Raw genomic sequence first — 13,564 nt, forward strand, 5'->3', positions numbered from 1 at the left:
GAACGCCCGCTAACAACAATTTCATGGCTGACGCCCGCCAGTCTCCGGGCCCAAATCGCCTACATCCTGCGCAATCGTAAGATCTTGGTGCCAGGACACATTCGCCGGAGGTGTTACTTGACTTTTGTGCTTTCAGGCGACTGTTGTCACGCCTGCGGAGGAGGTTGCCAGGGTCTCGCATCGAGAGAGACATTCTCAGTTTTCGAGAATGCAGGGTGACGAAGGGCGGAGCAGATGGGGGCTCAGTGGTGGAAACCGCACCAAATCTTGGGCGCCCTTTGCCCAAGATTTGGATGCGGTTAGGCGTGTTTGAGACCGCGCACTTTGCGGGCTCAAACCGCCGTCACCACGCTCCACCCCCAATCTGCGGAGCCCGTAGTCACCCGGGCCAGCAACCAGACAGCCACAGTTTCCCCGGAAGCAGTCTGTCGTCCACCCCACGGCCAACGCCCGCATTTCTCACTGTGGTAGAATATAACCATTATCCCAAGAGAGAAGGACGATCAACATGACGACCGTGATCACATACGGCACGTTTGACCTGCTGCACTGGGGCCATATCCGCCTGCTGGAGCGCGCGGCGGCGTTCGGGGACGAGCTCATCGTGGGCCTGTCCACCGACGAATTCAACGCCGTGAAGCATAAGGAAGCCTATCACAGTTACGAGCACCGCAAGTACATTCTGGAAGCCATCCGCTACGTCGACAAGGTCATTCCCGAGAAGGATTGGGACCAGAAGATCGGCGACGTGCAGAAATACCACGCGGACGTATTCGTCATGGGTGATGACTGGGCCGGCAAGTTTGACTTTCTCAAACCGTACTGTCAAGTCATCTACCTGCCCCGCACCAAGGGGATCTCGACCACCAAGATCAAGACGGACCTGAGCGAGGAAGAACAAGAAGCCATTTCGAAAAACGAAGACGAGGACTAATTCATTTGGATACGATGTTTCATTACCCGGACGACAGCCTGGCACTGCATACCGACCTGTACGAGATCAACATGATGCTCACGTATTGGGAAAAAGGGATCGACCAGCGCCAGGCCATTTTTGAATTGTATTACCGGAAGAATCCATTCGGCAGCGGCTATGCGGTTTTTGCTGGGCTGGAGCGCAGCGTGGACTATATCAACGGACTGCATTTCAGCGACAGCGATATTGCTTATTTGCGGCGGACGGAGAATTATCCGGAAGCCTTTCTCACCTATCTCCACAACATGACGCTGCAGTTGACTATTCGGGCGCCGCGGGAAGGGGAAGTGGTCTTCGCCGATGAACCGCTGTTCCAGGTGGAGGGTCCCTTGGCCCAGTGCCAGTTGGTGGAAACGGCCTTGCTGAACATCGTGAACTACCAAACGCTGGTGGCGACCAAGGCGTCGCGCATCAAGTCGGCGGTGGGGGACGATCCGCTGCTGGAGTTCGGCTCGCGCCGGGCCCAAGAGCTGGACGCGGCGGTCTGGGGCGCCCGGGCGGCGTATATCGCCGGCTTCGACGCCACCAGCAACGTGCGCGCCGGCAAGCTGTTCGATATTCCCATCAGCGGCACCCATGCGCATTCCCTGGTGCAGACGTACCGCAACGACTACCAGGCCTTCAAGGCGTATGCGGAGACGCATCACGATTGTGTCTTCCTGGTGGATACGTACGATACCTTGCGCAGCGGGGTGCCCAGTGCGATTCGGGTGGCCAAAGAAATGGGCGACCGCATCAACTTCCTCGGCGTCCGCATTGATTCCGGGGACATGGCCTACATTTCTAAACGCGTCCGCCAGCAGTTGGACGAAGCCGGCTTCCCTGAGGCGAAGATCTATGCCAGCAACGACTTGGACGAATACACCATTCTCAACCTGAAGATGCAGGATGCCAAGATCGATGTCTGGGGGGTCGGCACGAAGCTGATCACCGCCTATGACCAACCGGCGCTGGGTGCAGTGTATAAGCTGGTGTCCATCCAGGACGCCGCCGGGGTGATGCAGGATACGATCAAGCTGTCCAGCAACGCGGAGAAGGTGTCCACACCGGGGAAGAAGCAGGTTTGGCGGATCACCAACGACGATAAGGACGCGAAGTCCGAGGGCGACTACATCACTTTGTTCCAGGAAGATCCGCGGCAATTGGACCAGTTGTATATGTTCCATCCGCAGTATACCTATATCAACAAGACGGTGAAGAACTTCACCGCTCGGCCGCTGCTCCACGAGATCTACCACGCGGGGACGCAAGTGTACACGCTGCCGCCGCTGAATGAGGTGCGCCGGTATGCGGCGGACGCCTTGGCGGCGCTGTGGCCCGAGTACCGCCGTCACCTGAATCCCCAACAGTACCCGGTGGACTTGTCCCAGCGGTTGTGGGACCACAAGATGAATTACATCCACGCCGTCCGCGACGCGGTGAAGAACATGGCGAAGCAGGAGGATGACTAATGACACCATTGCAGAAAGAAATCATCGCTTATGAGCACGTCCAGCCGACTATCGATCCAGAAACCGAAGTGCGCCGGTCGGTGGACTTCCTGAAGGATTACCTGCGCCGGACTGGGTTGCAGACGTATGTCCTGGGAATCTCCGGCGGTCAGGACTCGACCCTGGCCGGCACACTGACCGAGATGGCAGTGCGGGAACTGCGCACGGAGACCAACGACGAGCGCTACAAGTTCATTGCGGTACGGCTGCCTTACGGGGAACAAGCCGATGAGGGCGACGCTATGGCGGCGATTGACTTCATGCAGGCCGACGAGACGGTGCGGGTGAACATCAAGCCGGCCGTGGATGCGTTAGTGGCCGCGCTGGAAGAAAACCCGCTGAGCATTTCTGACTTCAACAAGGGCAACATCAAGGCCCGGGTGCGGATGACGGCCCAGTATGCCATCGCCGGCGACCGGGCGGGCATCGTGGTCGGCACGGACCACGCGGCGGAGAATATCACCGGTTTCTATACCAAGTATGGGGACGGAGCCGCGGACGTGACGCCGCTGTTCCGGCTGGATAAGCGGCAGGGCAAGGCGCTGCTGGCCTTCCTGGGTGCTCCTGCCCACTTGTATACCAAGGCGCCAACGGCCGACCTGGAAGACAACAAGCCGGGCTTGCCGGATGAAAAGGCCCTGGGTGTCCGCTACGAAGACATCGATGATTATTTGGAAGGCAAGACGGTCAGCACCCAAGCCGCCGAACGGATCGAGGGCTGGTGGCGCAAGACGGCGCACAAACGGCACCTGCCTTATACTGTGTTCGACTTTGCACAAAAATAGTTGCCAGCGGTCATTTGTTCCGGTATACTATTCTTAGCAATAAGGGAGTAACAAACGGCCAAGCCGCCGTGACATGATCGTCAACAAGATCTGGTATCCGGTCATGTCTTAAAATGTGAGACTTATGTGCGCAGTTTACCCGCGCCTAAGTCTCTTTTTTTAACAGGCCGGCAGGGTACATAATCGCAGAGGAGGAAAATGTTAAATGGCAGAAGCAGACGCACGCAAACAGCAGCTGCAAGAAAAGTTCTACAACCAATCCATTGACACGGTGCGCAAAGAATTGGACACCGCAGTGGATGGGCTGACGCCTCAAGACGCCGACCGGCGCTTCCAGGAATACGGCCCCAACGCCTTGGCGGAGGGCAAACGGAAAACGAACTTCCAGCGCTTCATCGACCAGTTCAAGGACTTCATGATCATCGTCCTGCTGGTCGCCGCGCTGGTGTCCGGGTTCGTCGGCCACGAATGGGCCGACGCGGCCATCATCTTGGCCGTGGTCTTGATCAACGCGTTCATGGGTGTGATCCAGGAATCTAAGGCTGAAGAAGCGATCGACGCCCTGCGTGAGATGTCCACCCCCGACGCCCATGTGCGCCGGGGCGGGGAAGTGCTGACGGTGAAGTCCGAGCAGCTCGTTCCCGGGGACGTGGTGCTGCTGGAGGCCGGCGATATTGTCCCGGCTGACCTGCGCTTGACCGATGCGGCTTCCTTGAAGATCGAAGAATCAGCCTTGACCGGTGAATCAGTGCCGGTGGAGAAAGACGTCGCTACCCTGGACGGGGACGACGTTGGTATCGGCGACCGGACTAACATGGCCTTCATGAACGCCAACGTGACGTATGGCCGCGGTGAGGGGATTGTCGTCGGCACCGGCATGAACACCGAAGTCGGCCGTATTGCCGGCATGATCAACAGTGCCGAAGAAACGACGACGCCGCTGCAGACGAACCTGAACCAGTTGGGGAAGATCCTCACCGTCTTGATTCTGGTGATCGCCGCCGTGATGTTCCTGGTGGGTATCCTGATGCACGGTCAGGCACCGCTGGACATGCTGCTGATCTCCATTTCACTGGCCGTGGCCGCTATCCCCGAAGGGCTGCCGGCCATCGTCACCATTATTTTGGCTCTGGGCACCCAGAAGATGGCCAAGCGCAACGCCTTAGTGCGTAAGCTGCCGGCCGTGGAGACCCTGGGCAGTACGGATATTATCGCGTCCGATAAGACCGGCACGCTGACCCAGAACAAGATGACTGTGGAACAGATGTACTATTGGGGCAAGCTGCACCCCGCCACTGCGGACATTCCGCTGGACAACAATGCCTTGCTGGCCATGAACTTGGCCAACGACACCAAGATTCAGCCCGACGGCAATATGCTGGGCGACCCCACCGAGACGGCCTTAGTCCAGTATGGTCTGGATAAGGGCTACGACGTGCGGGAAGAAGTTAAGAAAATGCCCCGGGTGGACGAAGTGCCGTTCGACTCCGAACGGAAGCTGATGTCCACCATCCACCAGCTCGCTGATGGCACTTTCTATGTGGCCGTTAAGGGTGCCCCGGACCAATTGCTGGAACGGGCCACCCAGATCGAAGTGGGCGAAAACGACGTTCAGCCGCTTGACGACCGGGAGAAACAGGCCGTCCTGGCGCAAAACACCGCGCTGGCCAAACAAGCCATGCGGGTATTGGGCATGGCCTATAAGATCGTCGACACACTGCCGGATCCGGTGGATTCACAAACCGTCGAGAACGACCTGATCTTTGCCGGCTTGGTGGCGATGATCGATCCCGAGCGGCCGGAAGCGGCCCAAGCTGTCGCGGAAGCCAAGAGTGCCGGCATTCGGCCAATCATGATCACCGGGGACCACCAAGTGACGGCGGAAGCCATCGCCGGCCGCTTAGGCATTATCGACCCGGGTGACGACGACGCGGTCCTGACCGGCGCCCAGCTGGACGAGATGAGCGACGCGGATTTCGAGAAGCATGTCAGCCAGTATTCCGTTTATGCCCGGGTGTCGCCGGAGCATAAGGTGCGCATCGTCAAGGCTTGGCAGAAGCGGGGCAAGGTCGTCGCCATGACTGGTGACGGCGTCAACGATGCCCCGGCCCTGAAGTCAGCCGACATTGGCATCGGTATGGGCATTACCGGGACCGAAGTCTCCAAGGGGGCGTCGGACATGGTGCTGGCGGACGACAACTTCGCCACCATCGTCGTGGCCGTGGAAGAGGGCCGCAAGGTCTTCGCCAACATTCAGAAGGCGATCCAGTACCTCCTTTCTGCCAACCTCGGTGAAGTCCTGACCCTGTTCATGATGACCATGATGGGCTGGGATGTCCTGAAGCCCGTTCAGCTGCTGTGGATCAACCTGGTCACCGATACCTTCCCGGCCATTGCCTTGGGGGTTGAACCGACCGAGCCCGGGATCATGAAGCGCAAGCCCCGGGGAAGAAAGTCGAACTTCTTCTCCGGCGGGGTCGCCAGTTCCGTCATCTACCAGGGCATCCTGGAAGGGGCGCTGACCCTGGGCGTGTACCTGTTCGGTATCATGAATCCAGTGCATACCAGCGCGGGGGACATTCACGCCGATGCCCTGACCATGGCCTACGCGACACTGGCGTTGATCCAGCTATTCCACGCGTTCAACGTTAAGTCGATCCACCAGTCACTGTTCACCGTCGGGTTCTTCAAGAATAAGGCCTTCAATTGGGCCATCCTGTTGTCGACCGCCTTGGTGGCGGTGACGATTCTGGTCCCCGGCTTCAACGGCCTGTTCCACGTGCGGGAGCTGGATGGCTTCCAGTGGTTGACAGTCCTTTCCGCGGGTGTTTTGATGTTACTGATCGTCGAAATCGTGAAGTTCGTCCAACGCCGGATGGGCAAGGAATAATGAAGGAGCGTTCATTTTGGTTAAAGCACAACAGAAGTATCTGTTCTATGCAAAAACGATCAATGACGTGGTCGAAGGCATTACGGACATCCAAGAAAAGATGGATCCTGATTACCAGCAGGTGAAAAACGCCATTAACGATGATACGGTGGGGGATATTCCCGAAGATAAGTATTTCAGTATCATCGAAAATTTCACCAAAGGGACCAACGGCTACCGCGACTTGGAGACGAAGCTGGAGAAGAGCACGGTACCGGCCCGGCTAATGGGTAACCACCACCTGCTGGTGGGCGCCTTCAAGGCTTTTGTGGCTGGCTGCCAAGCCATGATCGACAGTATGCACGACGACCGCACCGTGGACGTCAAAGCCTTCCAGGCGGCCGAAGCCGCCCAGGACAAGGCGACGGACGATATCGGCAAGTACCTGGGCCGGGTCGACCAGCTCGTTTAAAAAAATGCGGTGAGATGCTTGACTTGCGTTGATGAGCATGGCATACTCAATACCATAAGAAAACGGAAAGAGAGTGGCTCGCATGTTTAATGCCCACGTTCAACTGAACACCATTCAATCTTGGCAAAGCCAGCATTGATAGGACGCACGCACTGATACGTCCTATCGGAAGATACGGACGTATCGATGCTGGGCTGCTTTCTGATGCCGCATGGATGCGTATATCCCATCCATGCGGCTTTTGTTTTACTTCGACGCGGTGACCAACGGCGGCGGCACATGGTGGGAAATCCCCCGTGCGGCCGCCGTTTTTGTTCGGCCGTCGGCGGGGATGCACGATCCGCGGCTGTTACCGTTAGAGGAGGAAATCAACATGAAACGAATGATCGCCCTAATCAGTGCTTTGGTCGTTTTTCTCGGGGTGGCCTTTTTCACCACGAAGAAACCCACGGCCAGCACAGCCAAGGTCCCCACGGTGGGGATCTTGCAGCTGATGAGTCACCCTGCTTTGGACCAGATCCACAAGGGGATTATTGCCGGCTTGAAGGACGAAGGCTACGTCCAAGGCAAGAATCTGAAAGTCGTCTTTCGGAACGCTGAGAACGACCAGAGCAATCTGAAGACGATGAGTCAGACCCTGGTGGAGCGGGCCGCTAGCGACGTGGTCGTGGGTATCGCGACGCCCAGTGCCCAAGCCCTGGCCAATACCACCACGACCACCCCTGTCTTGATGGGGGCGGTTACCGATCCGGTGGGCGCCAAGCTGGTGCGCAGCATCGCCCATCCCGGCGGGAACATCACTGGCGTGTCCGACCCGGCGCCCGTCGCTAAGCAGTTGGCCTTGATCCACCAGCTGATGCCGGAGTTGAAGACGCTGGGCGTCATTTCTACCTTGAGCGATGATTCGGCCCAGGCCGACGTGCGCCGCTTCGATGCCGCCGTCAAACCCTTCGTTAAGAAGTACGGCTGGACAATCAAGAAATACAATGTCAGTTCCACCAACGACGTCAATCAGGTGGCCCAGGCGATGACGGCGGCGGTCCAAGCGGTCTGGGTACCGACGGATAACACCATCGCCAGCGCCATGCAGACGCTGGTCAACGTGACCAACACGAAGAACGTGCCCATCTTCCCCACGGTCGACACCATGGTCAAGGAGGGCGGCGTCGCCACCATGTCCATCAGCCAGTTCGACCTGGGTGAGCGCACCGGTAAGATGGCCGGCAAGCTGCTCAAGGGCCAGATCAAGACGGCCACGACGCCGGTGGACACGCATCCGCGCAGCGACTTGGTCGTGAACCTGAAGCAGGCGGCGAAGATTGGGTTTAAGATTCCGGACGCACTTGTTCAGCAGGCAGAAAAGCATGGGGAGGTCATCAAATGAGTATCGTTGTTTCGGCCATTGGCCAAGGGTTATTATGGGGCATCCTGGGCATCGGGCTGTTCCTCACGTTCCGGGTACTGGATTTTCCGGATATGACCGTTGAAGGCAGTTTCCCGCTGGGGGCCAGCGTGAGCGTGGCCGCCATTACCCACGGCGTCGATCCGCTGCTTAGCCTGGTGCTGGCGTTTGGTGCCGGCATGCTAGCGGGGCTGGCCACCGGCCTGCTGTACACGAAGGGCAAGGTGCCGGTCTTGTTGGCGGGGATTCTGGTAATGACCGCTCTCTATTCCATTAACCAGCATATTCTGGGGCGGGCGAACCTTTCTCTCCTGAATCAGCCGAACCTGTTCAAAAATAAACTGCTCGCCGCGCTGCCGCCATACTTCGACAGTGTCTTCGTCGGGGTGGGGGCGATTATCGTGATTGCCGGACTGCTGATGTGGTTCCTGCAGACGAACCTGGGCCAGGCCTTCATCGCCACCGGGGACAACGAGATTATGGCTCAGTCGCTGGGTGTGCACACCGATGCCATGAAGAACATGGGCCTGATGGTGGCCAACGGTCTGGTCGGCTTGAGCGGCGGGCTGATTGCCCAGAACAATGGCTACGCGGACGTCAATCAAGGCATCGGGGTCATCGTCATTGGTCTGGCGGCCATCATCATCGGCGAAGTGGTCTTCGGCGAGTTGACGCTGAATCAACGGCTCATCGCCACGGCCCTCGGGTCGATCCTTTATCGCTTCGTTCTGCTTATTGTGCTTGGGCTGGGCTTCGGCGACGAAGACCTGAAGCTGATCTCCGCGGTCGTCCTGGCGGTGATGCTGATGGTGCCGACGTTCGAACAACGTTTCAAGATGAAGCAGGCACTGAAGAAGGGCTTAGAAATGACAAAGGAGGCCGACAGCCATGAGTGACGCCGCAGTAGCGATTCAAAACTTGCAGGTGACCGTGCACCAGCAGAACCAAACGAAAGTGATTCTCGACAACGTAGATCTGACGATTGCCCCGGGGGACTTCGTCACGGTCCTGGGCACCAACGGCGCAGGGAAGTCCACCTTGTTCAACGCCATTGCCGGAAACCTGCCGGCCACCGGCCGGGTACAGCTGGCCGGTGTGGACGTCACCACCATGAGTGCCATTCAGCGCGCCCGCTACATTGCCCGGGTGTTCCAAGACCCCAAACTGGGCACCGCTGGCCGCATGACCGTGGCCGAAAACCTGGTCCTGGCGCAGCACCGGGGAGAACGACGGACACTGGCCGGCCGGCACCTGGAAGCTGCCCGGCCGCGACTTAAAAAAGAAGCCGCCCAGTTTGGGAACGGCTTGGAAGACTTGCTCGATTCACCGACCGAGACCCTCTCCGGCGGCCAGCGCCAATCCTTGGCTTTACTGATGGCGGTGCAGAAAGACCCGGCGCTGCTGCTGCTGGATGAACATACGGCCGCGCTGGACCCGCATACCAGCGCCCAGCTCATGGCCCTGACCGACCGGGTGATCAAGGAGCGGCACCTGACTGCGCTGATGATTACGCACCGGATGGACGATGCCTTGAAGTACGGCAACCGCCTGATCGTCATGGAGAGCGGTCATTTGAAGGCGGATTACAATGCGGCCTCCAAGGCCAAACTGCAACGGGCGGACCTGCTGGAGTTCTTCGATTGAATTTGGCGATATTTCCCGGGAAATAAAATGGGCAGGAGTCACGGATGCGGCGATAGCGCTTGTTCCGTGAATCCTGCCTTTTTGCATGCTTTGGCTTGTGTTGGCTGCAACCGAAGGGCTGTCTTTATTGTTGGTGGGTGCGAAGCCGCCCTTAATCGGCGCCGCCCGGCGTCACCCGGGCCTGCGCAGGACGGCATCGCGTTCACCTTTCTCCCCGTTCACTCGTACCGCAATGCCTCGATTGGGTTCAGCTTCGCCGCCTTGCGGGCCGGATAGAGGCCGAAGAAGACGCCCACGGCGCTGGCGAAGAGCAGGACGAGGATGACGGCTTGCCAGGTGATGTGGGCGGTGATGCCTAGCCAGCCGGCCACCACTTCCGCCAGAACAATGCCTAGGGTCAGGCCGATCAGACCGCCGATCAAGGACAAGATCACCGCTTCCAGCAAGAACTGGATGAGAATGTCCCGGGTAGTGGCGCCTAAGGCCTTGCGCGTGCCAATCTCCCGGGTCCGCTCGGTGACGGAGACCAGCATGATGTTCATCACACCGATGCCCCCGACGATCAAGGCAATGGCCGCCACAGCGGCGATGAAGTTAACGAACAAGCCGAGGACGCTGTCCACTTGGTCCAGTGCGGCCAGATAGTTGCGGGCCGTGTAAAGATGCTGGCCGACCACGTCGTGGCGCGTTTCTAACAGCCGCACCGTGCTCTGGGAAACACTTGTGATGTCGTTGCGAGAGCGGACCTTCATCGTGACATCTGTAATGCCGCCGGCGTTGATGCTGAGCAGCTTCATCGTCGCATAAGGAATCGCCACGTAAACCGGGAAGCTGCTGCGCCGAACGGCGCCTTGGTACTTGCTGACGGTACTCTGCGTCTCGCCGATGATTCGCACGCTGATACTGGTGGTGCGGCTGCGCAGCGTGATCATCTGGCCCACGGCGCTATGCTGATTGGGGAAGAGTTGGGCCGCACCGTCCACCGAGATGACGGCCACGGGGGCGGCATCGTCGTACTCGGCTTGGGTGAAGTAGCGGCCGGCGGTAATCGTGCTGTCCATCACCGTATTGGTATATTGCAGATCAGGCGTGCCGCCGAAGACGATGGCCTGCTCGTCCTGATTATTGGTCGCGGCGAAGCCGGCCAGGGTATAATTCGGGGATATCGCAGTGACCCGCGTGTCCGCCTGCTTAATCGCCTGCAGGTCTGCAGCAGTGAGTTGCGCGTCATTGCCCGCTTTATTGGACACACTGAGAGAAATGGTGGTCGCTCCCAAGTCGTTGAAGGTCCCAGTAATCCTGGTGGTCGCTCCGTTCCCGATGGCTAAGATGGCGATGACCGCCGCGATGCCGATGATGATGCCCAGCATGGTGAGAAAAGAGCGCATCTTGTTGGCCGTAATGGCGTCAATGGCCATCTTGAAACTTTCAATGACTGTCATTGGTCCGCACCGGCTTTCTGCGGCTGCTTCAGAGTTTCATCGGTCTGAATGACGCCGTCGCGGAAGGAAATGATCCGTTTGGCATATTGGGCGATGTCCGGTTCGTGGGTGACCATGACCACTGTTGTGCCAGCCGCGTTCAACTGTTGGAAAATCCGCACGATTTCTACGCTGGTCTTACTGTCCAGATTGCCCGTGGGCTCATCCGCCATGATCACTGCCGGCCGATTAACGATGGCCCGAGCGATGGCCACCCGCTGCATCTGACCGCCGGAGATCTCGTTGGGCTGGTGGTCCAAGCGGTCGCCCAGGCCCACTTGGGTGAGGGCGGCTGCGGCCCGTTCCTGGCGTTCGCGGCGGCCGACGCCGGCGTAGACCATGGGCAGGGCGACGTTTTCTAACAAACTCATGCGCGGCATCAGGTTGAACGATTGAAAGACAAAGCCAATCTCGCGATTGCGGACGTGGGCCCGTTCGTTATCGGTGAGGTGGGTGACATCGGTGTCCCGCAAGGTGTACAGGCCGGAGTTAAAGGTATCGAGCAGGCCCATGATGTTCATCATCGTGGACTTGCCAGAGCCGGAGGGGCCCATGATGGCGACGAATTCGCCAGGGTTCACGGTCAGGTTCACGTCCTTCAATACCTCTAAGCGTTCATCCCCCATCACGTATGTCTTGACGACGTGCTGCATGGTGATCAGACTCATTGAGTGGTCACCGCCGTTCCGTCGTGGATCTTGCTGCTGGGGGACAGGACCACGCGGTCGCCCGCGCTGAGGCCCTTGCTGACGGCGATCCGGGTGGCCGATTGCAAACCGGTGGTCACGGCCGTCCGCACCGCTTTGTTCTTGACGATGCGGTAGACGAGCGGATCGTTATTGCGGTCATAGGTGATGGCCTCCTGAGGAATCGTGATGGCCTGGTCGGCGGTGGCCACGGTGATGCGCACATCGATGTCGAAGCCGGGGACCAGACCTTGAGGCTGGCGGTCAAAGGTGACTTGAGCCCCCAGGGTAGGCGTCGACGCGCCGGTGGCACTGGTCGTCGTCGCTGCCGTCGGGTCCACACTGGCCATGTCCCCCGTGTACGTATGGTCGAGGTAGTTCATGTGCACCGGTTGCCGGACTTTAACCTGGGCGGCCTCTGATTTTGTGAGATTCAGCTGGACGCGCAAGTTGCTAAGGTCTGCGACCGTAATGGCCGGCTTGCCGGTCGCTTGCGCCGTATCGGCTTGCCCAGCCAGGATATTGACCGCAGTGACCGTACCGGCGATGGGGCTGGTCAAGTTAGTCGTGCCATTATACGTGGCCAGCACTTGGCCTTTGGTCACTTTGTCGTTCACCTTGACGTTGACGGCGGTGACCAGTCCGCTGCCTGTCAAGGCGGCACTCCGGGTGGGAATGATCGTACCGGTCGTCGTGACCGTCGCCGTGATACTTTGCTTCGTGACCTTGGCCGTGCTCACTTTCTGCACATTGTTCTGGCGGCCGGCGTAGACCACACTCCAGCCGATGAACCCGACTATAGTCAGCAGAAGTACGGCCACGAGGATCCGTTTCCAATTTTTCACATCAATCGCCCTTCCTCCGTGAATTCCATACCTCTAGTTTAGGCTATTTTGGCCGTTGCGGGGGAGGGAAGTGCTCTCCGTTGTGGCCCCTGCGGATATTTGTTACAATAGGCGTCAGTTTTTGAGAAAGCAGGGGAGAAAGTGGCCGAATTACCGCGCACGAATGCAGAATTAACGGCGCTGGTCCAGTCAGTGTCGGAGCGCACGTTCCATCGCGCCTTCGTTCACCAGGCGCTGTATAACAGCCGGCTGCGGACGACGGGCGGCCGCTACCGCCTGCGGGACCACAACATTGAGATCAATCCCCGTTTGCTCCAATATTACGGGATGTCCGAACTGCTGGGGGTCATCAAGCACGAGCTGTGCCACTACCATTTGCACTTGCTCCACGGCGGCTACCAGCACAAGGATGCCGACTTCAAGCAATGGTTGGCGGCTAGCGGCGGGAGCCGGTTCGCGCCGCCGATGCCCCCGAAGAAAGAAAAGACGGTTAATTACCTCTACGTCTGTCCCCATTGCCATGCCCAGTATCCTCGGCAGCGGCGCATCGACACCCGCCGCTTCGTCTGCGGCCGGTGCCATAACCGCCTCGCACTGGTCGCGGTGGATGTGAAAATGAGTCAAATTAGCGCTTGAACGGCTTAGTGTTCCATGCTAAGATATTTAGGTAGGTTTTTGCGGGCGTGGCGGAATGGCAGACGCGCAAGATTAAGGATCTTGTGATCAATATGATCATGGAAGTTCGAGTCTTCTCGCCCGCAATTGTTCATTCTTGAATCAGATGTAAAGCAGTTCGTCCCTTGCGGACGGGCTGCTTTTTTTGCTGTGGCGTGTGTTATACCGGCAAAGCAAAAGACACCCAGATAAATTGCCAACTGTATAGAAAACGACGCAACTCCTTGAGCTGCGCCGCT

Annotated in this window: 12 protein-coding genes and 1 tRNA gene; 10 read left to right on the plus strand and 3 right to left on the minus strand. The window is 58.6% G+C overall.

The window, feature by feature from the left end:
• Positions 1-508: 508 nt before the first annotated feature.
• The 8 genes from tagD (at position 509) to L248_RS12245 (ending at position 9,638) form a co-directional block, all read left to right on the plus strand.
• The gene (tagD, locus tag L248_RS12210; protein WP_022530549.1) at positions 509-934 is read left to right on the plus strand and encodes a glycerol-3-phosphate cytidylyltransferase; all 426 of its coding nucleotides are present in this window, start codon (positions 509-511) and stop codon (positions 932-934) included.
• Positions 935-948: 14 nt separating this feature from the next.
• A complete protein-coding gene (locus L248_RS12215; RefSeq protein ID WP_040536717.1) occupies positions 949-2,427 on the plus strand; it encodes a nicotinate phosphoribosyltransferase in 1,479 nt (492 codons plus the stop codon).
• Positions 2,427-3,251 carry an ammonia-dependent NAD(+) synthetase gene (nadE, locus tag L248_RS12220; protein ID WP_022530551.1) on the plus strand — a complete coding sequence of 275 codons (825 nt, stop codon included), beginning with the start codon at positions 2,427-2,429 and terminating at the stop codon, positions 3,249-3,251. The genes L248_RS12215 and nadE overlap by 1 nt, the downstream gene beginning before the upstream one ends.
• A gap of 205 nt (positions 3,252-3,456) precedes the next feature.
• The gene (locus L248_RS12225) at positions 3,457-6,141 is read left to right on the plus strand and encodes a cation-translocating P-type ATPase (RefSeq protein ID WP_022530552.1); all 2,685 of its coding nucleotides are present in this window, start codon (positions 3,457-3,459) and stop codon (positions 6,139-6,141) included.
• 16 nt (positions 6,142-6,157) lie between these two features.
• Positions 6,158-6,592 carry a hypothetical protein gene (locus L248_RS12230; RefSeq protein WP_022530553.1) on the plus strand — a complete coding sequence of 145 codons (435 nt, stop codon included), beginning with the start codon at positions 6,158-6,160 and terminating at the stop codon, positions 6,590-6,592.
• 373 nt (positions 6,593-6,965) lie between these two features.
• Positions 6,966-7,976 carry a tryptophan ABC transporter substrate-binding protein gene (gene trpX, locus L248_RS12235; RefSeq protein ID WP_040536721.1) on the plus strand — a complete coding sequence of 337 codons (1,011 nt, stop codon included), beginning with the start codon at positions 6,966-6,968 and terminating at the stop codon, positions 7,974-7,976.
• Positions 7,973-8,890, plus strand: coding sequence for an ABC transporter permease (locus tag L248_RS12240; RefSeq protein WP_022530555.1), 918 nt, complete (start codon positions 7,973-7,975; stop codon positions 8,888-8,890). Before trpX ends, L248_RS12240 begins: the two co-directional genes overlap by 4 nt.
• Positions 8,883-9,638 (plus strand): ABC transporter ATP-binding protein, encoded by a 756-nt coding sequence (locus tag L248_RS12245; RefSeq protein WP_022530556.1) that lies wholly within the window; start codon positions 8,883-8,885, stop codon positions 9,636-9,638. The genes L248_RS12240 and L248_RS12245 overlap by 8 nt, the downstream gene beginning before the upstream one ends.
• A gap of 218 nt (positions 9,639-9,856) precedes the next feature.
• On the opposite strand, the gene L248_RS12250 is transcribed toward L248_RS12245, so the two are convergent.
• From L248_RS12250 to L248_RS12260, 3 genes are read right to left on the minus strand one after another with little or no spacing between them, the layout of a single operon-like run.
• Positions 9,857-11,080: an ABC transporter permease gene (locus tag L248_RS12250; RefSeq protein ID WP_022530557.1), complete on the minus strand. Its 1,224-nt coding sequence runs from the start codon at positions 11,078-11,080 to the stop codon at positions 9,857-9,859.
• Positions 11,077-11,787, minus strand: a complete 711-nt coding sequence (locus L248_RS12255; RefSeq protein WP_022530558.1) for an ABC transporter ATP-binding protein — start codon at positions 11,785-11,787, stop codon at positions 11,077-11,079. The genes L248_RS12250 and L248_RS12255 overlap by 4 nt, the downstream gene beginning before the upstream one ends.
• Positions 11,784-12,650, minus strand: coding sequence for an efflux RND transporter periplasmic adaptor subunit (locus L248_RS12260; protein WP_022530559.1), 867 nt, complete (start codon positions 12,648-12,650; stop codon positions 11,784-11,786). The genes L248_RS12255 and L248_RS12260 overlap by 4 nt, the downstream gene beginning before the upstream one ends.
• Positions 12,651-12,791: 141 nt before the next feature.
• Between L248_RS12260 and L248_RS12265 the strand changes: the two genes are divergently transcribed.
• Positions 12,792-13,286 carry a SprT family protein gene (locus tag L248_RS12265; RefSeq protein ID WP_022530560.1) on the plus strand — a complete coding sequence of 165 codons (495 nt, stop codon included), beginning with the start codon at positions 12,792-12,794 and terminating at the stop codon, positions 13,284-13,286.
• A gap of 41 nt (positions 13,287-13,327) precedes the next feature.
• Positions 13,328-13,411, plus strand: a tRNA-Leu gene (locus L248_RS12270).
• Positions 13,412-13,564: the final 153 nt, after the last annotated feature.

Origin of the sequence: Schleiferilactobacillus shenzhenensis LY-73, assembly GCF_000469325.1 — a bacterium.
Classification (GTDB): domain Bacteria; phylum Bacillota; class Bacilli; order Lactobacillales; family Lactobacillaceae; genus Schleiferilactobacillus; species Schleiferilactobacillus shenzhenensis.